2 protein-coding genes (1 of these 2 only partly in view) are annotated in these 22,848 nt (G+C 73.2%); both read right to left on the bottom strand.

Going from position 1 to position 22,848, the window contains the following annotated elements; translation table 11 throughout:
- The coding region annotated (locus tag ABZZ04_RS36815; RefSeq protein ID WP_356936601.1) for an amino acid adenylation domain-containing protein crosses the window boundary (this coding region is incomplete at its 3' end): on the bottom strand, window positions 1–4,243 show 4,243 of its 10,243 nt. The annotated region extends 6,000 nt beyond the left edge of the window.
- Complete coding sequence (locus ABZZ04_RS36810; protein ID WP_356936602.1) at window positions 4,243–22,848, bottom strand: amino acid adenylation domain-containing protein; 18,606 nt, start codon at window positions 22,846–22,848, stop codon at window positions 4,243–4,245. The genes ABZZ04_RS36815 and ABZZ04_RS36810, both read right to left, overlap by 1 nt.

The raw sequence follows: 22,848 nt of genomic DNA, 5'->3' as shown, positions 1-22,848 counted from the left end.
CGATCAGGTCCGCCACCAGCGCGTCCGCCCCGGCGGCCGCCGGGCCCCGGCGCGAGGTCAGCACCAGACGCCGTGCACCGTGCTCCCGGACCAGGTGCCGGGCCAGGGAACGGCCCAGTTCCCCGGTGCCACCGGTGACCAGGACCGTGCCCTCGGGGTCCAGCGCGCGCGCCGCCCCGTCGGCCGGACCGGTCACCGGCATCAGGCGCGGCGCGCTCGTCCGGCCCGCGCGCACCACCAGCTCGGGCTCGTCCGCGACGGCGAGCACCGCCTCGAAGGCCGCACCGCCGAGGGGCTCGTCGGACGGCGCGTCGGTGTCGACGAGGCGCAGCACCCGCTCGGGGTGCTCGCTGCGCGCGGAACGCACCAGGCCCCACAGTGTGGCCTGCGCCGGATCGTCCGCGTCCGCACCGACCGCGCCCCGGGTGACCCACACCAGCTCGGTGGACGGCGGTCCTGCCAGGAGCCGCTGGAGTTCGACGAGACCCCGGGCCGCGACCTCACCGACCGTGCCCGACCAGCCGCGGGCGTCCACGACGGTACGGGCCCGGCCGTCGGCCGTGCCCCGGACGCGTACGGGCTGGTATTCCATCCGGTACAGATGCTCCACCGGCCGGGCGCCGTTCACCTGCTCCGCGGTGATCTCACGCAGCTGGAGGTCCCCGGTGACCACCGGGGTGCCGTCGGCGGAGACCGCCCACAGGCGCAGCGCACCGGCCGCGGGGTCCAGATCGATCCGCACCCGCAGTTCGTCGCTGCCGCCCGCGAGCAGCCGCACGTCCGACCAGACGAACGGCACGAGCACCGGCGACTCGGGGTTCTCCTCGTTGCGTGCGATGCCCAGGACGTGCAGGGCCGCGTCCATCAGCGCGGGATGCGCCCCGAACCCCTCGGCCGCGACGCCCTCCGGCAGCCGCACCCGCCCGTACAGCGTGTCGCCGTCCCGCCACATCCCGACGAGCCCGCGGAACGCCGGACCGTACATGACACCGGTCCCGTCCATCCGGTCGTAGATCCCGTCCAGGTCCACCTGCCGGGTGTGCGGCACCGGCCACTCCCGCAGCCCGGCGAAACCGTCCACCGGGCCGGCGTCGGCCGCCGGACCCGTACCGAGCGTTCCCTCCGCGTGCCGGGACCACGGCCCGGGGGTTCCGGACGGCCTGCCGTGCACGGTCAGCCGGCGCCGCCCGTCACCGTCGGCCGGACCCACCGCCACCTGGACCCGCAGCTCCCCGGAATCGGGCAGACACATCGGCTCCAGCAGCGTCATCTCCTCCACCCGGTCGGCACCCACGTGGTGGGCCGCCGCCAGGGCCAGATCGAGCAGCCCGGTCCCCGGTACGAGCGCGCTGTCGAACACGATGTGCTCGGCGAGCCAGGGCTGAGCGGTCTGCGACACCCGGCCCGTGAGCAACGTCCCCTGCTCGTCCGCCAGTTCGGTCGCGGCGCCGAGCCAGGGGTGGCCGGGCTCGTCGAGCCCGAGCGCGCCCGCGTCCACGGCGTCGGCCGCCGGGGCGAGCCAGTAGCGCTTGTGCTGGAAGGCGTAGGTGGGCAGATCGGCGAGCCGGCCGTCCGTGCAGCGCTCCCAGTCGACGGCGTGCCCCTGGACGTGGAGGAGGCCGAGGTTGCGCAGGAGCTGGGCGGTGGTGCCGTGGTCGCGGGCGAGGGTGCCGACGACGATCCCGCCCCGCTCCGCGCTGCCGTCGGTCAACGGCATGGACAGCACCGGGTGCGCGGAGATCTCCACGAAGACGGTGTGGCCGTCGTCTAGAAGCCTGTCCAGGGCGCGGTCGAGGCGGACGGGCTCACGCAGGTTGCGGCACCAGTACGTACCGTCCAGGTCCGTGCCGTCGGACACCTCGCCCGTCACGGTGGAGTAGAACGCGATGTCCGCACGGCGCGGCGCCAGATTCTCGAACTGCGCGGCGAGCACCGGCAGCACCGGGTCCATCCGGGCACTGTGGGACGCGTAGTCGGCGTTGATCCTGCGGGCGTAGACGTCCCGCTCCTGGAGCTCCGCCACGATCCGTTCGATCGCCTCCACCCGGCCCGAGACCACGGTCGAGGCCGCGCTGTTGACCGCGGCCACGGACAGGTCGTCGCCGTACGGGGCGATGAGCTCCTCCACCGCGGCGACCGGGCGCCCGATCAGCGCCATGCCACCCCGTTCCGCATGGGTGAGGGCGGTCCGGGAACGCTGGGCGATGACCTGCGCCCCCTGCTCCAGGGTGAGAGCGCCGCTCACCACCGCGGCCATCACCTCGCCCTGCGAATGACCGACCACGGCCGCGGGCTCCACACCCAGCGACCGCCACAGCTCCGACAGGGCGATGCCCATCGTGAACAGGACGGGCTGGATCACATCGGCACGGTCGAACGGCGGGTTGTCACCGGCCTCACCGGTCAGCACCGCACGCACCGACCAGCCCGTGAACGGCAGCAGCGCCGCGTCGCACGCGTCGACGGAAGCGGCGAACACCTCGCTGGACTCCAGGAGTTCGCGCCCCATGCCGACCCACTGCGAGCCCTGGCCCGGGTAGACGAAGACGACCTTCCCCCGGCTCCGGGCCTGCCCCACGACCACGTCCGGGTGCGAGGAGCCGTCCGCGAGGGCGGCGAGCGCCCCGGCCAGTGCGGCGGAGTCCTCGGCGACGACATTGGCACGCACCGGGAAGTGCGTCCGCGCACGGGCCGCCGTGAACGCCACGTCGGCGACCGGCGTCCCCGGGTGCTCGCGCAGCCACCGCGACCAGGCACCGGCCTGCTCACGCAACGCGCCCTCGTCCCGGGCGGAGAGCACCACCGCCCGGGCACGCCCGGTGCCACCGGCACCAAACGGCCGCTCCTCGACGGCCCCGGCGGGCTCCTCGGCGGGCGCCTCCTCGATGATCACGTGCGCGTTCGTGCCGCTGATGCCGAACGCGGAGACCCCGGCGCGCCGGACCGCCCCGCGCGCCTCCCACGGCCGCGCCTCGGTGAGCAGCTCCACCTCGCCGGACGCCCACTCCACCCGCGGTGTCGGCTCGTCCACGTGCAGGGTGCCCGGCATCACCCCGTGCCGCAGGGCCTGGACGGTCTTGATGACACCGGCCACCCCGGCCGCCGCCTGGGTGTGCCCGATGTTCGACTTGATCGAGCCCAGCCACAACGGGCCGCGCCCGCCCCGGTCGCGCCCGTAGGTCGCCAGCAGGGCCTGCGCCTCGATCGGGTCGCCGAGACGGGTCGCGGTGCCGTGCGCCTCGACCAGGTCGATGTCGGCGGACGTCAGCCCGGCGTCGGCGAGCGCCTGCCGGATCACCTTCTGCTGGGCCCGGCCGCTCGGGGCGCTCAGCCCGTTGCTGGCACCGTCCTGGTTGACGGCGGTGCCGCGCACCAGGGCGAGCACCGGGTGACCGTTGCGGCGGGCGTCCGAGAGCCGCTCCAGCACCAGCATTCCGGCACCCTCGGAGAACCCGGTGCCGTCCGCGGCCGCGGCGAACGTCCGGCACCTCCCGTCGGACGAGAGACCGCCCTGGGCACTGAGCTCGCTGAACGCGTCGGAGGTGGCCAGCACCGTGACACCGCCCGCCAGCGCCAGACCGCACTGGCCGGAACGCAGGGCCTGCACCGCGTAGTGGATCGCGGACAACGACGACGAGCAGGCGGTGTCCATGGTGACCGCCGGCCCCTCCAGACCGAAGAAGTAGGCGAGCCGGCCCGACATCACGCTGGGCGCGGCACCCGTGAGCAGATGGCCCCGGACGGTCTCGACGGCACTGCCCGCATGGGGCCCGTAACCACCGGCGGTCGCACCCACGAACACACCGGTCGCGCTCGAACGCAGGGTGGCCGGACGGATGGCCGCCCGCTCCAACGCCTCCCAGGCGGACTCCAGCAGCAACCGCTGCTGCGGGTCCATCGCCAGCGCCTCACGGGGCGTGATGCCGAAGAACGAGGCGTCGAACTCCGCCGCTCCGTACAGGAACCCGCCGGCCCGCGGATACGACCCGGACTCGTCCCAGCCGCGGTCGGTGGGGAACCCCCCGACCACGTCACGACCCTCGGCCACGATGTCCCACAACGCGTCGGGGGAGTGGGCACCGCCCGGGTAGCGGCAGCCCATGCCCACGACGGCGACGGGCTCGACGGGCACGGGAGCGGCGGCAGTCGCCTCCTGGAGCTTCTGACGCGTGCTGTGGAGCTCGGCCGTCACCCGCTTGAGGTAGTCGAGCAACTTGTTCTGATCCAGCGTGGTATCGGTCATCAGCCCATTCCCAGCTCGTTGTCGATGAAGTCGAAGATCTCGTCGGCGGTCGCGGACCGCAGGTGCTCGTCGGGCGCCACGGCGTCGTGGCCCCCGGCCGGGGACTGCCGCACCGCGGTCCACGACGTGAGCAGGTCGGTGAGGCGAACGGCGACGCCCGCCCGGGTCCCCTCGTCGAGCACGGTCGCGCCGTCCGCGGCCAGGGCGGCGAACGCGGCCTCCAACCGGTCCAGTTCGGCGGTCACCGCGGTGCTCACCCCTGCTGCGGGGGCGGCGGCGACCGGGTCGGGCACGGCGGCCGCGGTGTGCGGGGCCAGCTCCTGCGCGAGGAACGCGGCCATGTCCCGCGGCGTCGGGTAGTCGAAGACCAGCGTCGGCGGCAGCCTCAGCCCGGTCTCCTTGCTGAGCCGGTTGCGCAGCTCCACGGCGACCAGCGAGTCGAAGCCGAGCTCCTTGAACGCCGTGTCCGGGTCGAGCCCGTCCCCGTCCGTGCCGCCCAGGACCCCCGCACCGTGCGCCCGTACGAACTCCAGCAGGATGTCGTCCCGTTCGGCGGCCGGCGCCGCGTCGAGACGCCGCACGAGCGCGGGACCGGCCACCGCGGCCGACGCCCGCACCGTGCGCCGCACCGAACGGGCGGCCGGGGCGGCGAGGGCCCGCAACGGCGCCGGGACCTCCTCCCGCTTCAGCACCGAGGTGTCCAGCCTGGCCGGCAGCAGCACCGCCCCCGCGTGCTCCAGCGCCGCGTCGAACAGGCCCATGCCCTGCTCGGCCGGCAGCGGGGTGATCCCGGACCGGGCCAGCCGGGCCAGATCGTTCTCGCCGACGTCGCGGGACATGGCGCTGCGGTCCGCCCACAGACTCCAGGCCAGCGACTGCGCGGGCAGCCCGCGCTCCCGGCGGTGCCGCACCAGGGCGTCCAGGAACGCGTTGGCCGCGGCGTAGTTGGCCTGCCCGATGGAACCCAGCGTCCCGGCCACCGACGAGAACATCACGAACGCCGACAGGTCGAGACCCGACGTGAGCTCGTGCAGGTTCCACGCGCCGTGCGCCTTGGGCCGCAGCACCTCCTCGGCCCGTTCGGCCGTCATCGACTCGATCACCGTGTCGTCGAGGACCCCCGCCAGGTGGAACACACCGGTGAGCGGGTGCTCCGCGTCGATCCCCGCCAGCAGCGCGGCCAGTGCGTCACGGTCGGCGACGTCGCAGGAGACCACGGTCACCTCGGCGCCCAGACCGGCCAACCCGGCCCGGAGGGCCCTGGCACCGGCACCGTCCGGACCCTGCCGGCCGGCGAGCAGCAGATGCCGCACACCGTGCTCGGCCACCAGGTGCCGGGCCAGGTGCGAACCCAGGGTTCCCGTACCGCCCGTGACCAGGACGGTGCCGTCCGGATCCAGCGGACGCGGCACGGTCAGCACGACCTTGCCGATGTGCCGGGCCTGGCTCATGAACCGGAACGCCTCGGGCGCCTCCCGGATGTCCCAGGCCCGCAGCGGATGCGGACTCAGCACACCGCGCTCGATCAGGCCGACGACATCGGCGAGCATCTCGTGGATGCGCTCCGGCGCCGCCTGGATCAGGTCGAACACGCTGTAGTGGATGGCGCGGTCGGAGGCGAGCCCGGTGGTGTCACGCAGATCCCGCTTGCCCATCTCGATGAACTGCCCGCCCCGCGGAAGCAGCCGCATCGACGCGTCGACGAACTCCTCCGTCAGCGAGTTCAGCACCACGTCCACCCCCCGCCCACCGGTGACGGCGAGGAAACGCTCCTCGAAGTCGAGCGTCCTGGACGAGGCGAGACGCGTGTCGTCGACGCCCAGCGCACGCACCGCGTCCCACTTTCCGGGACCGGCCGTGGCGAACACCTCCAGACCGAAGTGGCGGGCCAGCTGCACACCGGCCATGCCCACACCACCCGCCGCCGAATGCACCAGCACCGACTGGCCCGGCCGGGCCCCGGCCAGATCGACCAGCGCGTAGTACGCCGTGAGCCAGGCGGTCGGCACCGACGCCGCGGTGGCGAACGACCAGCCCGCCGGCATCCGCACGAGCAACCGGTGATCGGTGACGGCCGCCGAACCGAACGAACCGCGCGGGAACAGCCCGGTCACCCGGTCACCGGGCACCAGGTCGGTCACATCGGGACCCGTCTCGACGACCACCCCGGACGCCTCGCTGCCGATCACACCGTCACCCGGCACCATGCCCAGGGAGACCAGCACGTCACGGAAGTTGAGACCCGCGGCCCGCACCGCCACCCGCACCTCGCGCGCACCCAGCGGCGCCATCCGCTCCGGGGCGGACACCAGGGACAGATCGTCCGTGGTGTTGCCGGAGAACGCGTCCAGCTGCCAGGCGGGCACACCCGACGGCGGCACCAGCGGACGGCGCTCCCGCGCCCGTACCAGCCGCGGTACGTACCCGGCACCGCCGCGCAGCACCAGCTCGGGTTCCTCCCCGAACGGCAGCCCCGCCACGGTCTCCGACGACCCGTCGGCACCCGGCTCCAGGTCCAGCAGACCGAACCGGCCGGGATGCTCGGCCTGCGCCGAACGGACCAGCCCCCACACCGAACCGGCCGCCGGATCGGCGACCCCGTCGCCCGGCAGCGCGGCGACCGCGCCCCGGGTCACCAGTACCAGCCGCGACCGCTCGTACCACTGGTCGCGGAGCCAGCACTGCACCAGATCGAGCACCGCACCGGCGAGCGGACCCGCGGGCCCCGCCGTACCGTCGGCCCGGCCCGGAGCGTCGGGGCACCGCATGAAGACGACGTCCGGTACGACCGCACCCGCCTCCACGGCGGCCGTCAGCGCGGCCAGATCGGAGTGACCCGCACCCGGACCGCCCACCAGCACGGCCCGGCCCGCCGCAACCGCCTCGGCGGAGGACTCCGGAAGCTGCACCCAGTCGAGCCGGAACAGATCCGCCTCCGCGTCCGCGTCGGCCCGGCTCAGCTGCGCCGAGGACATCGGCCGCAGCGCCAGCGCCTCGACCGAGGCCACCGGGGCACCACCGCCGTCGGCGATCCGCAACGACACCGTGCCGTCGGTCCCCGTGGGCGAGACCCGCACCCTCAGCACCGCCGCACCCTCCGCGTACAGACTGAACCCGCTCCACGAGAAGGGGAGACGGATCCGCCCGTCGTCGGGGACCAGCGAGCCCAGCGCCACCGCGTGCAGGGCCGCGTCGAGCAGCGCCGGATGCAGCCCGTACGACGCCGCCGACTCGGCCGTCCCGTCGTCCAGCGCCACCTCGGCGAACACCTCGGAACCCGACTGCCAGGCGGCCCGCAGCCCCTGGAACGCCGGGCCGTAGCCGTAACCCGCCGCGGACAGCCGCTCGTACAGCGCGGCCGCGTCCAGCGGCTGCGCACCCGGCGGCGGCCAGGCAGTCAGATCGAAGTCCGGCCCGGGAGCCTGCGGCGCCAGTACGGCCGTGGCGTGCCGGGTCCACGCCCGGTCCTCGTCGGCGCCGTCGGGACGCGAATGGACGGTGACGTTGCGACGGCCGTCCTCGTCCGCACCTCCGACCACCATCCGCAACTGCACCCCGCCGCTCTCCGGCAGGATCAGCGGCGCCTGGAGGGTGAGCTCCTCGACCTGCTCGCAGCCGACCGGCTCACCGGCCCTGACCAGCAGCTCGACGAAGGCGGTGCCCGGAAGCAGCACGGTGCCCGTCACCGCGTGATCGGCCAGCCAGGGTTCGGTGCGCAGCGACAGCAGCGCCGTGAAGAGCAGGCCGCCCGTCTCGGGCAGCTCCACCGCCGCGCCGAGCAGCGGATGCCCGTCGGCCCGCAGCCCCGAGGCCGCCAGGCCGGCCGCCGAACCCGCGGACCGCCGCGCGTCCAGCCAGTACCGCTGCCGCTGGAACGCGTACGTGGGCAGAACGGCCCGACGGGCACCCGTGCCCGCGAAGACCGGCTCCCAGTCGACGTCCACCCCCTGGGCGTGCGCCTCGGCGAGAGAACGCAGCCAGCGGGAGAGCCCGCCCTCCTCGCGCCGCAGCGTGCCGACGGTCGTGACGGCCGTGTCGAGACCGTCCGCGGTCTCCTGCAGGCCGAACGCCAGCACGGGATGCGTGGAGATCTCGACGAACCGGTCGAACCCGTCGGTCAGCAGCAGTTCGACGGCCCGGTCGAAACGGACCGTCTCGCGCAGGTTCCGGTACCAGTACCCGGCGTCCAGCGGCTCGGAGCCGACCGGACCACCGGTGACCGTCGAGTACATCGGGATCAGCGCGGCCCGCGGCTCGATCCCACCGACCCCTTCGATCACCTCGTCGTACAGGGCGTCCACCTGAGCCGAGTGACCGGCACAGTCGGACAGGATCGTCCTGGCCCGTATCCCGTCGGCGAGGCACGCCTCCAGGAGCTCCTCCACGGCCCCGGGCTCGCCCGAGACCACCGAGGACGCGGGCCCGTTGACCGCGGCGACCGAGAGCCGCCCGCCCCAGGCCCCGATCCGCTCGGCCACCCGGTCGGCGGGCAGCGGGACCGACAGCATCGCGCCCCGGCCCGCCAACGCCGTCAGGGCCCGGCTGCGGACGCACACCACCCGGGCGGCGTCCTCCAGCGAGAGCACCCCCGCCACGTGCGCGGCGGCGAGCTCGCCCTGCGAGTGGCCGACGACCGCGGCCGGTTCGACACCGACCGAACGCCACAGCGCGGCCAGCGACACCATGACCGCGAACGTCGTCGGCTGGAGGACGTCCACGCGCTCCAGCCCCGGCGCCCCGGGAACCTCCCGCACGACATCGCTCAGCGACCAGTCCACATGGGGTGCGAGAGCCTGCTCGCAGGCCGCCATGCGCTCCGCGAACACCGGTGAGGAGTCGAGGAGTTCACGACCCATCCCGGCCCACTGCGCCCCCTGGCCGGGGAAGACGAAGACCGTACGGCCCGGCGTGGCCGAACCGGTGACCGTACCCGGCCCGGATTCGTCCGCGGCGAGTGCGTCCAGCCCGGCCAGCAGCTCGTCCCGGTCGGCCCCGGTCACCACCGCGCGGTGCTCGAAGAGGGTCCTGGTGGCCGCGAGCGAGTACCCCACGTCGAGGACGTCCGGCAACGCACCGGACCGGACGTGGTCCGCGAGCCGCCGGGTCTGGTCGCGCAGGGCCTCGGCCGAGCGCGCCGACACCGCCCAGGGCACGACCGGCAGCACGACCGAGGGGGCCTCCTGCTCCGGCTGCTCGGACTGTTGCGGGGCCTGTTCGAGGACGATGTGGGCGTTGGTGCCGCCGATGCCGAAGGAGGAGACGCCGGCGCGGCGGGGTCCGTCCTCGTGCCAGGGTCGGGTCTCGGTGTTGACGTGGAACAGGTTGGGGTCCATTCCCATTTCGGGGTTGGGGTGTTCGTAGTTGAGGCTGGGGACGAGTTCGCCGTGGTGGATGGCGAGGGTGGTCTTGATGAGTCCGGCGATGCCGGCGGTGGCGTCGGTGTGGCCGATGTTGGTCTTCACGGAGCCGATCGCGCAGGGTTCCTCGCGGTGGGCCGGCCCGAAGACCTGTTGCAGTGCCTGCATCTCGATGGGGTCGCCGAGGCGGGTGCCGGTGCCGTGGGCCTCGATGTAGCCGATGGTGGCGGGGTCGATGCCGGCGTCGGTGTGGGCCTGGGTGATGACGCGGGCCTGGCCCTCGATGCTGGGGGCGGTGAAGCCGACCTTGGCGGAGCCGTCGTTGTTGATGGCGCTGCCGCGCAGGACGGCGTACACGGTGTCGCCGGCCTCGATCGCGTCGGACAGCCGGCGCAGCACCACCACACCGACACCATTGGCGAAGACGGTCCCGGCACCCTTCTCGTCGAAGGCGCGGCACTTGCCGTCGGGCGACACCATCAGGCCCTCCTGGTACCGGTACCCGTGCTCAAGAGGGCAGGTCACCGACGCCCCGCCGACGAGTGCGATGTCGGACTCGCCGCGCAGCAGGCTCTCGCGGGCCAGGTGTGTGGCGACCAGCCCGGTCGAGCAGGCCGTCTGCACGGTGAGGGACGGGCCGCGCAGGTCGAGCTTGTGCGCGACGCGGGTCGCCAGGTAGTCGCTCTTGTTGGCCGTCATGGTGCGGTAGAACGACGGCAGGTCGTCGCTGTCGTGCTCGCCGTAGCCGTACTCGCCCACACCGGCCCCGGCGAAGACGGAGATGTGGCCGTCGTACTTCGACGGCAGGATGCCCGCGTGCTCGATGGCCTGCCAGGCGGTCTCCAGGAACAGCCGGTGCTGCGGCCCCATCAGCTCGGCCTCGGACGGCATGTAGTCGAAGAACGCCGCGTCGAAGAGGTCGGCGCCCTCGATGTACCCCTTGGCGGGTACGTAGTCGGGGTCGGTGATGAGTTCCTCGGGCAGTCCGGCGGCGCGGAGTTCGTCGAGGGTGAAGTGGCGGATGGACTCGACGCCCTCGCGGAGGTTGTTCCAGAAGGTGTCGATGTCGGGGGCGCCCGGCAGCTTGCACGCCATGCCCACGACCGCCACGGCGTCGTCACGGTGAACGGCCCGGCGCGCGGCGGGGACGTGCCCGGTACGGCTCCCGCCGTCGAGGTGGGCGGCGAGGCGGCGAACGGTGGGGTACTGGAAGAGGGCGGAGAGCGGGAACTCCCGGCCGAGTTCGGCAGTGATGATCTTGTGGGCGTTGAGGGCGGTCATGGAGCTGCCGCCGATCTCGAAGAAGCCCTTGTCGGGGTCGATGTGGGGGATGCCCAGGACGGTCCGCCAGGCCCCGGCGACGACCGCCTCGGTGGCACCGGGGGCACCGGTCGGGCCGGTCGCGCCGTCCGGGCCGGTGTCGGGGGTGGTGGTGCGGGGGGTGTCGAGTTCCCGCAGTGCGTTGCGGTCGATCTTCTTGTTGGGGGTGTGGGGCAGTTCGTCGAGCGGGACGAGCCGGTCGGGGACCATGTACACCGGCAGCCGTCCGGCGAGGGCGGTGCGCAGCTCGTCCGGGTCCACGGCACGGCCCGGGGCGGTGGTGAAGTACAGGAACAGCCTCACGTCGCCCGGCACGTCCTCACGGACCACCGCCGCCGCCTGCACCACCCCGGCCTGCTCGGCCGCGACCGCCTCGATCTCGCCGAGCTCGATCCGGTGGCCGTGGAGCTTGACCTGGAAGTCGGCGCGGCCGCGGTATTCGAGGGAGCCGTTTTCGCGGTAGCGGACCAGGTCGCCGGTGCGGTACATGCGCCCGCCGGGCAGGAAGGGGTCCTCGACGAAGCGCTCGGCGGTCAGTTCGGGGCGGTCGAGATAGCCGCGGGCCACGCCCAGACCACCGATGAACAGCTCGCCGACACAGCCACGCGGCACCCGCCGGCCCGCCGGATCCAGTACGTACAGAAGGTTGTTGAGCAAGGGCTCACCCAGTGAGACGTCGCCCTCGATGACCTTCCAGGCGGCGGACCAGACGGTGGTCTCGGTGGGCCCGTACATGTTCATCAGACCGTCCGGGCACAGCCTCAGCAGCTTGCGCGCCAGACCCCGGTCCAGGGCCTCACCACCCACCAGCATCCGGTCCAGACCCCGCACCAGCGCCCGCCCGTCCGCGTCCGCCAGCAGCATCCGGGCCAGCGACGGCGTGCACTGCAGATGCGTCGGCGCATACGGCAGACACTCCGCCCACCCCGCCGGACCACCACCGGCCACCACCACCCGGTACCCACGCGTCAACGTCCACAACAACTCCAGCGTCGAGATGTCGAACGACAGACTCGTCACCGCCAGCCACGTATCACCCGCACCACCCCCCACCCGCACATCCATCGCCGCACAGAAATTCGCGAACTGCCCATGCTCCAGCTGCACACCCTTCGGCAGCCCCGTCGAACCCGACGTGTAGATCACATACGCCAGATCCGACAACCCCGGCAGCACCACATCCGACGGCACCACAGCACCCGGATCCGTCGTCGCGGGAACGTCGTCGATCAGTACGACCCGGGCAGTGGTCTCCACCGGCCGGTCCGAGACGAGCACCGTCAGTCCGCTGTCGCCGATGACGTGCTCCAGGCGGGCCCTCGGATACTCCGGGTCCAGCGGCACGTACGCACCACCGGCCATCCAGACCGCCAGCACCGCCACCACCAGATCCGCCGAACGCGGCAGATGCACCCCCACCAGGCTCTCCGCACCCACTCCTGCCGAGCGCAGCAGGTCCGCCAGGTCCGCCGCCCGTGACACCGTCCGGCGGTAGGTCAGCTCCTGTCCGTCGGAGACCAGCGCCACCGCGTCCGGCGTGCGCCGGGCCTGCGCCAGTACGAGATCCAGGGCCGTGGGCCCGTCGGGCGCCGCCGCCACGACACGGCCGCCGCGCTCCTCCAGCCAGGCCAGCTCGGCCGGGGCGAGCAGCGCCGCCTCACCGACCGGGCGCCCGGGGGCGGAGAGCAGGGCCGGCAGCAGGGTCAGGAAACCGTCCACCAGCCGGCGTGCGGCCCCGGCCGCCCAGGCCTCCGGCCGGTACTCCAGCTCGCCGCGCAACCCGTCCCCGAACGGCAGCAGCGTCAGACCGAGGTCGAACTTCGCGGCCCCGTCCACGTTTCCGGCGAGGCTCCCCTCCGTCGACAGCCGCCAGAACTCGTTGCCCTGCGCGGCCATCGGCATGGACGCGTAATTGAACAGGCAGCGGAACAGGGGGTTCTCGTCACCGGTGCGCGGACCACCGACGGCCCGGACGACCTCGGTGAGCGGGACGGCCTGGTGCTCCATGGTGCCGAGCACCCGGGGCGCCATCGAGCCGATCAGCTCGTCGAAGGCCGGGTCGCCCGTGAGGTCGCAGCGCAGCGGCAGCGTGTTCGCCAGGAAGCCCACCATGCCCTCCGCCTCGGGGAGTTGACGGTTGGCCCACACGGTGCCGAGGCCGAAGTCGTCCTGTCCCGTCACCCGTCCGAGCAGCACGGCGAACGCGCTCACCAGCACGGTGTACGGGGTCACCGAACGGTCCGAGGCCAGCTCCTCGATCCCGGACCGCAGCCCGGCGGGAATCGTGAAGTGGACGGTGCCGCCCGCACTGTTCCCGCCGCTCTCCGGCGCGGTGCCGGGGCCCGGCGGGAACTCCAGCCGGGGCACGCCGGCGAGTTGCTCCCGGAAGAAGTGGACCCCTTCGTCGAAGAGCCCGGTCCGCAGCGCTTCCTCCTCCTGGGCGGCGAGGTCTCCCGGGCAGCCCGCGGGCGCGGGACGGTCCGGCTCCGTTCCCGACCGGAACGCGCGGTAGGCGTCCGTGAGTTCGGACAGCAGGAGCGCGATGGACCAGCCGTCGGTGATGGCGTGGTGCATGGTGAGGCACACGCTCTGCCGGCTGTCGCCCTTGTCGGGGTTCTCGTCCGCGATCGTTGTCGTGTCCGTGTCCGTGTCCGTGTCCGTGGTCAGGACGAAGAGGCGGAGCAGGGTCCGGCCGGACACGGCGAACGGCTTGAGCTCCTCGGCGTGCAGCAACGCCCGCGCCTCGTCGGCGGACAGGCCGGTGGCGTCCCGGTAGGTGACCGGGGCGTCGACGTTCTCGTGCACCACCTGGACCAGCTGTCCGTCCCGGCTCTCCAGCCCGGTGCGCAAGGCCTCGTGACGTTCCATCAGCCAGAGCACGGACCGCTCGAACGCCTCGCGGTCCAGAGCGCCGTTCAGGTGCAGCGTCATCGTCGCGTTGTACTGGGCGGAGCCGGGGTTGAGCCGTTCCAGGAACCACAGCCGCTTCTGGCCCTCGGTCGCCGGACGCACGGTGCTGCGTGCCGGAGGCGCTGAAGGCATCGGGGATGCCGAGGGCGTCGTGGCGGTCGTGACGGGCGCGGGCTGCTCCGTGGGGGTCGCCGCCGGTGCATCGGGTGTCGCCGATGCGTCGTGGTCCGGGTCCAGGTCCCGCATCAGCCGGTCCGCGAGCCGCTCCGGGGTGGGGTGCTCGAAGGCCGCGGTCGACGGCAGGGTGGTGCCGGTGGCCGCCGTGAGGCGGCGGCGCAGCTCGACCGCCGTCAGCGAGTCGAGGCCAAGCTTCTGGAACCTCTGGTCGGCGAGGATCGTCGAGGAGAGCCCCAGGACGGTTGTTGCCTCCGCTCGCACCAACTCCACCAGTGCGGCACGGAGTTCAGCACCGGAAAGCGATGTCGGCGACGTCAGCGGCTCCTGTGTTCCGGCAAGCACGGCGGCCGTACCGGCCCCCGTTCCGGTCCCTGCGCCGGCTCCTGCGCCGACTCCCGTTCCGGTGGCCTGCGGCCGTACGCGTACGAGGTCGCGCAGCAGGACGGGCGGCTCCTCCGACCCGGCCGGGTGCTGCTGCGGGGCCGACGAATCGGTTCCGGTCAGCTTGACCGGGACCAGGTGCGGGTGGGGCGTGCGCAGCGCGGAGTCGAGCGCCGCCAGCGCCTCGGCCCGGTCGAGCGCGCCGAAGCCCTGGCGGCTCATCCGGGCGAGGTCGGCCCGGCCGAGGCTCGCCGTACGGCTCAGCCCGCCCTGTTCCCACAGCCCCCACGAGAGGCTCGTGCCCGGCATCCCGAGGCCGTGACGGTACGCGGCGAGGGCGTCCAGGGCCGTGTTGGCGGCGGCGTACGTGCTCTGGCCGGCCGTTCCCAGCAGACCGGCCGCCGACGAGAAGAGCACGAACACCGCGGGTGCGAGGTCCAGGGTCAACTCGTGCAGGTGCAGGGCGCTTTCGGTCTTCGCGGCGAGAACACGGGCGAGCCGCTCGGGGTTCTGAGACCCGAGGAGCCCGTCGTCGACCACGGCCGCCAGGTGGAACACACCGGTCAACGGGCGGTCGGACGTGGCGTCCGCCAGCACGGCGGCGAGGCTTTCGCGGTCCGCTGCGTCGCAGGCCACCACGTCCACGGTCCGGGCCCCGGCAGCCGTCAGCCCTGCCACCGCCTCGTCCATGCCGGGGGCCCGCAGGCCGCGGCGCGAGGTGAGCAGGAGATGCCGCACCCCGTACTCGCGCACGAGGTGCTCGGCCACCGCCCGGCCGAGTTCACCGGTGCCGCCGGTGATCAGGACGACGCCGTCGGGGTCGAGAACCGGTGCAGGGGACCCGGCACCGGGGACGGCGACCAGCCGCGGCGTGTACACCGTGCCGTCGCGGACCACGAGTTCGGCCTCCGAGCCGAGCGCCGCGGCGACCGGTCCGGTGAGGTCCGCCCCGGCGGTGTCCACCAGCCGGACCGTACGGTCGGGGAACTCGCTGCGAGCCGCACGGACCAGACCCCACAGGGCGGCCTGGGCCAGGTCGTGACCGTCGTCGCCGACCGCACCGGACGTCAGCCACACCACTTCGGCGTCGGCAGCGATGCCGGTTCCGGTGTTCTCGGTGTTCTCGGTGAACAGTCGCTGGAGCTCGGTGAGGCCGCGGGTGGCGACCTCGGTGACGGTCCCGGTCCAGCCGCGGGCGTCCACGACCACACGGGAAGCATCGCTTCCGACGCCGACGCCGACACCGATGCCACCGTCGACGGTTCCGGCTCCGGTTCCGGTCGTGGGGGCGTTCACCTCCCGCAGCTCCACCCGGTAGAGGTGCTCGGGGCGCGTGGCCCCGCGGACCTGCTCCGCCGTGACCTCGCGGAGCCGCAGTTCCCCGGAGAGCACCGGGGAGCCGTCGGCGTCCGCGGCCCACAGCCGCAGTCCCGTTCCGGACTCGTCGACGTCGACGCGCACCCGCAGTTCGGCACTGCCGACTGCCGACAGCTCCACCCCCGACCACTCGAACGGGAAGAGGACCGGGGTCTCCCCCTCGGCCTCCCTGCGCGCTCCCATGCAGGCGTGCAGCGCCGCGTCGAGCAGCGCGGGGTGGACGCGGTACTCGTCGGCCCGCAGCCCCTCCGGAAGGCGTATCCGCCCGTACGCGGTGTAGCCGTCCCGCCACAGCTCGACCAGCCCCCGGAACGCGGGGCCGTAGTCCAGACCCCGCTCCCGGAACCGCTCGTAGAAACCGTCCAGGTCCACCTGCTCGGCCCCGGCCACGGGCCACCGCGTCAGGTCCGGGAAGGCCGTCGCACCGTCCCGCCCGGTCCCCGGCGGACTCAGCACGCCCACCGCGTGCCGCGTCCAGGCCCGGTCCGTGCCCTCCGACTGGCTGTGGACCGTCACCGTCGCCCGCCCGCCCGCATCTGCGGCACCGACGACCACCTGGACGCGCTCGGCACCCGCCGGATCGATCGGCAGCGGCTCCAACAGCGTCAACTGCTCCACGCCGCCGAACCCGGCCTCGGCCGCGGCGGTCAGGGCCAGTTCCAGCATCCCGGTACCGGGGACGATCGCCACGCCGAACGCCGCGTGGTCCGCCAGCCAGGGCTGCCCGGCCGAGGAGAGAAGGCCCGTGAGCAGATGTCCTTCGCCCCCGGCCAGTGGAAGCGTCGCCCCCACCCAGGGGTGCGCGGACGGCAGGAGCCCGGCTGAACGGACGCCGGCCGAACGGACATCGGCGGAAGCGGTGCCGGAAGCGGTTCCGGGGGCGGAGGCTCCGGTACGGCCGGTGCCGGGCTCGGACCAGTACCGGTCCCGCCGGAACGCGTACGTCGGCAGGGCGACGAGGGAAACGGGCCCACTCGCTCCGGGTACCCGGGGCCAGTCGACCGGATACCCCTGCGCGTGCAGGGCGCCGAGCGAACGGAGGACACCGGCCGGGCTGAGCCCGGTGCTGATCTCGACGCCGGTCTCGATGCCGGTTTCGGCGCCTGACCCGGTGCCGGGTTCCGTGGCCGGGCCGGGGTCGGTGTTCGGCGCGAGACGGACGCAGAGCTCATGACCGTGCGCCTCGAACCGTTCCGCCGTGCTGCCCGGAGAACCGTCGTCGACCGCCGCATCCGCTCCGTTCCCGGTCACGATCCGGGCACCCTCGTCGAGAGGGAGCTCTCCCCGTACGACCGAGGCGACCGTCTCCCCGAGCCCGTGGCCGACGACGGCCGCGGGCTCGATTCCCAGGGACTTCCAGAGGGCACCGAGTCCGACGGCCAGGGCGAACCCGGCGGGCCCGGCGACATCCGGACCACCGGCCGCCTCCCCGGCCAGCACGTCCCGCACCGACCAGCCCGTCAGGGGCCGCAGCACCGCGTCGCACGCCCCGACGGCATCGGCGAAGACCTCGCTCCCGGAGAGGAGCGCACGCCCGACACCGTCCCATCGCACGTCCGCGGACGGGTCGGGACAGATGAAGACCACCGCGTCCCGCTCACGGGCGTCGCCCACGACGACCCGGTCGTGCGGCTCGCCCGCGGCGAGCGCGGACAGTGCCCGTACCGCCTCGGACCTGTCCGCCACGTCCAGCGACGCGCGGGCGGGCAGATGCGTACGGTGCAGGGCAGCCGTCCGCACCACGTCGGACAGCGGAGTGCCGTCGTGCCCGGCGAGCCAGTCGGCCCACCGGCCCGCCTGGGCGCGGAGCGCCTCCTCGTCGTACCCGGACAGCAGCAACGGCCACGCGTCCACGGGCACGGCTCCGGGCTCCCCGGAGGGCGCGTCCACCCGCTGCTGCGGGGCCTCCTCCAGCACCACGTGCGCGTTGGTGCCGCCGATGCCGAAGGCCGACACACCGGTGCGACGCGTCCGCCCCTCCTCGTGCGGCCAGGGCCGCGCCTCCTGCAACAGGGTCAGGCCGCTCGCCGCCCAGTCGATGTGCGGGCTCGGCTCCTCGGCGTGGAGCGTCCTCGGCAGTGTCTCGTGCTGGAGCGCCAGCACCATCTTCATCACGCCGACGATGCCTGCGGCGGCCTGGGTGTGACCGAGGTTGGACTTCGCGGAGCCGAGGAACAGCCGGTGCGATCCGAACACCTCGGCCAGCGCACCGGCCTCGATCGGATCGCCGAGATCGGTGCCCGTGCCGTGCGCCTCGACGGCGTCGATGTCGGCCGGGGCGAGGCGGGACGCCGCGAGGGCGTCCCGGATGACGCGCTGCTGCGAGGGGCCGTTCGGCGCGGTGAGCCCGTTGCTCGCCCCGTCCTGGTTCACGGCGGAACCACGGACGAGGGCCAGTACGCGGTCCCCGTCGCGCTCGGCGGCCGACAGCCGCTTCAGCACCAGCACGCCCACCCCCTCGGACCAGCCGGCACCGTCACCGGCGGCCGAGAAACTGCGGCACCGACCGTCCGTCGCCATGGCCCTGAGCCTGCTGAACTCGACGAACGTCGCCGGGGTGCTCATGACCGTGACACCACCGACGAGGGCGAGCTCGCACTCGCCCTGCCGGAGGGAGGCCGCCGCGAGGTGAAGGGCGACCAGGGAGGAGGAGCAGGCGGTGTCGACGGTGACGGCCGGGCCCTGGAGGCCGAGCGTGTACGAGACCCGCCCGGAGATGACACTGGCCGCGTTGCCCGTGCCCACGTAGCCGTTCAGGTTCTGGAGCGCGCCGCCGTTGCGGTCGTCGTAGTCCGAACCCATGGTCCCGACGTAGACGGCGGTGGCGCTGCCGCGCAGCGAGTCCGGCCGGATGCCGGCCCGCTCCAGCGCCTCCCAGACAGTTTCGAGCACGAGTCGCTGCTGCGGGTCCATGGACAGTGCCTCGCGCGGCGAGATCCCGAAGAACGTCGCGTCGAAGTCCTCGACGCCGTCGATGAACCCGCCCTCACGGGCGTAGCTCTTGCCGACGGCGTCCGGGTCGGGGTCGTACAGGTCGAGACCGTCCCAGCGGGACGGCAACGGTCCGATGGCGTCGGTCCCCTCGGCGAGAAGGGTCCAGTACTCCTCGGGAGTCGTCACACCGCCGGGGAGCCGGCAGGCCATGGAGACGATGGCGATCGGGTCGTCGGAGGCGGTCCCCTCCCGCCGGACCGGTGCGGCGGGGGACGACTCGTCGGCCCGGCCCGAGAGGCTCAGCCTGTCGAGGAGGAGCGCCGCGACCGCGGCCGGGGTGGGATGGTCGAAGGCGAGCGTCGAGGGCAGCTGCGTCCCGGTCTCCGCGGACAGCCGACGCCGCAGCTCGACCGCCATGAGCGAGTCGAAGCCGAGATCCTTGAAGACCTGTTCCTTGCCGATCGCCCCGGAGTCCGACATGCCCAGGACCGCGGCGGCCTCCCGCTGGACGATCTGGACGAGCAGGGCGGGCCGCTCGGCCCCGGGCAGCGCGGCGAGCCGGTCCCGCAGGCCGGAAGGCCCGGCGGTGGCGGTGGCATCGGCGCGCCTGCGGGGAGCACGGACGAGTCCGCGGAGGAGTGCGGGAACGTCGTTTCCGTCCTCCCTCCGGAAGGCGTCGAGCACGAACTTGACAGGAACGAGGTGGGCGTCCGTACGGACGAGCGCGGCGTCGAGGGCCGTCAGGGCCTGGGTGGGGGTGAGGGCGCCGATGCCCATGCGGCGCAGACGGGCGAGCTCGGCCCGGCCGAGGTCGGCGGTGAGACCGGTGCCGGCCTGCTGCCACAACCCCCAGGAAACACTCGTGGCGGGCAGGCCCAGAGCACGCCGGTGGACGGCCAGGGCGTCGAGACAGGCGTTGGCCGCGGCGTAGTTGGACTGTCCGGGACCGCCGAGCACCCCGGCGGCCGACGAGAACAGGACGAACGCCGCAAGGTCCAGGCCCAGTTCCAGGCTGAGATCGTGGAGATGACGGGCACCGGTCGCCTTGGGCGCCCAGACCCGGGCGAGCCGCTGGGGGCTCTGGGCGGAGATCACACCGTCGTCGAGGACGGCGGCGAGGTGGAAGATTCCGGTCCAGGGACGCTCGGTGCCGGTGTCGGTGCCGGTGTCGGCGAGTACTGCCGCGATCTGGTCGCGGTCCGACACGTCGCAGGCCACCAGGCGTACGGTCTCGGCTCCGGCGGCCGTGAGTTCCGCCGTCAGCTCCTGGGCGCCGGGGGCGTCCTGGCCGCGTCGCGAGGTCAGCACCAGGTGCCGCACCCCGTGCACACGCACCAGGTGCCCGGCCACCGCACGGCCCAGCTCACCCGTACCACCCGTGATCAGCACCGCACCGGACGGATCCAGCACCGGCCGCTCACCGGCGACACTGTTGCTGCTGTTGTCGTTGTCGGTGGCTGCCGCACGTACCAGCCGGCCCACCCGCACCCGGCCCCCACGCACCACGACCTCGGGCTCGTCCACAAGGAACGGCACCTCGATGTCGGTGCCGGTGTCGGTATCGGTATCGACGTTGGCGTTGGCGTTGGTGTCGAGGTCGACGAGCTGGATCACCCGCTCCGGGTGCTCGGCCCGCACTGCACGGAGCAGACCCCACAACGGTGCACGTACGAGGTCACCGATGCCATCGCCGACGTCCACGGCGCTTCGGGTGACCCAAACGAACTCGGTGTTCTCCAGGCGGGGTTCGGCCAGCAGCCGCTGCACCGTGACCAGGGCTTCGGCCGTCGCCCCCAGTGCGTCGTCGATGACGCCGTCCGCGGCTTCGCCTGTGGCGTTGCCCATGGTGTTGTTCGTGGCGTTGCCCGTGGTGTCGACCACAACACGTCCGGGCGGCTCGATGCCTTCGTCCAGTCGGGCGAACAGTCCGTCGGCCTGCGCGATGCTCTGCGCGTCCAGGGCCCGGGCCATCTCGCCGCTGCCACCGAGGACCCAGGTCTCCTGAGCCGGTGCCTCTTCCAGCGTGCGCAAGGCCTGGAACTCGACGCGGTAGAGATGCTCGTCGGCCGCAGGGGTGGCAGCGGCGCGGAGCTGTTCGGAGTCGGCCGGACGCAACCGGAGCCCACGGGCGTGCAGAAGGGGCTGCCCGGTCGGATCGGTCGCCCACAGTCGGAGGCCGGTTTCCGTGTCGTCGAGTTCGATGCGTATGCGCAGTTCGGTGGCGCCGGTCGCGTACAGCTCGACACCGGTCCACTCGAAGGGGAGCGGTACGTGTCCCTCGGTTCCCGTTCCGTCCTGGACCGCCACCATCGCGTGCAGGGCGGCGTCCAGGAGTGCGGGGTGGATGCCGAAGTCGTCGGGCCGGAGCCCCTCGGGGAGGCGGACGGTCCCGTACGCGGTGTTCCCCTTGCGCCACAGTTCGGTCAGGCCCTGGAAGGCGGGGCCGTACTCCAGGCCACGGGCACGGAAGTCCTCGTAGAACCCGTCCAGTACGACCTGCTCTGCACCCGCAACCGGCCACTGCACCAGTTCGGCGGCCGCCTCCGGAACGGAGGTGGCTCCGGTGGAGAGTTCGCCGGAGGCGTGTCGACGCCACGGAGCATCTGCGGAGATGCCCTCCGAGGCGCTCTCCGGTCGGCTGAAGAGATGGATGGGCCGGCGGCCCTGTGGGGTTTCCGCTCCGACGACGACCTGGAGGCGGAGGGGGGTCTCGTCGGTCAGGACGAGCGGTTCGAGGAGGGTGAGTTCCTCGACGGCCGAGGCCCCTACGTGGTGGGCTGCGGTGAGGGCGAGTTCGAGCAGTCCGGTGCCGGGGACGAGAACGGTCCCGAACGCGGCGTGCTCGGCCAGCCACGGCTGGTCGGTGAGGGAGAGGCGGCCGGTGAGCAGGTGGCCCTCGCCGTCGGCGAGTGCGAGGGCTGCGCCGAGCCAGGGGTGTCCGGAGGCGTCCAGGCCCATGGAGCGCACGTCACCGGACGTCTTCGGGGTGTCCATCCAGTAGTGCTCGTGCTGGAAGGCGTAGGTGGGGAGGTCGGGCAGGGGGTTCTTGCCGACGTTCGGGGCGGTTCCGAGGGCCTGGTTCCAGTCGATGGCGTGGCCCTGGACGTGGAGGAGGCCGAGGTTGCGCAGGAGCTGCGCGGTGGTGCCGTGGTCGCGGGCGAGGGAGCCCACGACGATCCCGCCGCGCTCCGCGCTGCCGTCGGTCAGCGGCATGGACAGCACGGGGTGGGCGGAGATCTCGACGAACACGGTGTGGCCGTCGTCGAGGAGGTGGTTGAGGGCGCGGTCGAAGCGGACGGGTTCGCGCAGGTTGCGGCACCAGTAGCCGCCGTCCAGGTCGGTGCCGTCGGACACCTCGCCCGTCACGGTGGAGTAGAACGCCAGGTCCGCACGGTGCGGGGCGAGGCCCTCGAAGTCGGAGGCGAGGCCCGGCAGCAGCGGGTCCATCTGGGCGTTGTGTGAGGCGTAGTCCACGTTGATCTTGCGGGCGTAGACGTCCCGTTCCTGGAGCTCGGTGACGATCTGCTCGATCGCGTCCGCCCGGCCGGAGATGATCGTCGACCCCGCGGTGTTGACCGCGGCGACGGACAGTGCGTCGCCGTACGGGGTGAGGAAGTCCTCCACCACCGCGACGGGGCGTTCGATGAGGGCCATGCCGCCCTGTCCGGCGCAGGCCAGGACAGCCTTCGAGCGCTGGGCGACGATCTGCGCCCCCTGCTCCAGGGTGAGAGCGCCGCTCACGACCGCGGCGACCACCTCGCCCTGCGAGTGACCGACCACGGCGGCCGGCTCCACACCCAACGACCGCCACAGCGCGGACAGGGCCACCCCCATCGCGAACAGCGCGGGCTGGACCACGTCCACCCGGTCGAACGGCGGGTTCTCGCCCTCCTCACCGGCCAGGACTTCCCGCACCGACCAGCCCGTGAACGGCCGCAACGCGGCGTCGCAGGCGTCCACGGTCTGCGCGAACACCTCACTGGAATCAAGGAGTTCACGGCCCATCCCGGTCCACTGCGAGCCCTGGCCGGGGTAGACGAAGACGACCTTCCCGCGGCGCTCGGCCGCGCCCGTCACCACCGCGTCGTGCGAGCGCCCCTCGGCCAGCGCCTCCAGGGCCTCGACCAGTCCGGCAGCATCCGACGCCAC

The organism is Streptomyces sp. NPDC006435, assembly GCF_040612315.1.
GTDB lineage: Bacteria > Actinomycetota > Actinomycetes > Streptomycetales > Streptomycetaceae > Streptomyces.
This window is presented reverse-complemented; position numbering and strand designations above follow the sequence as displayed.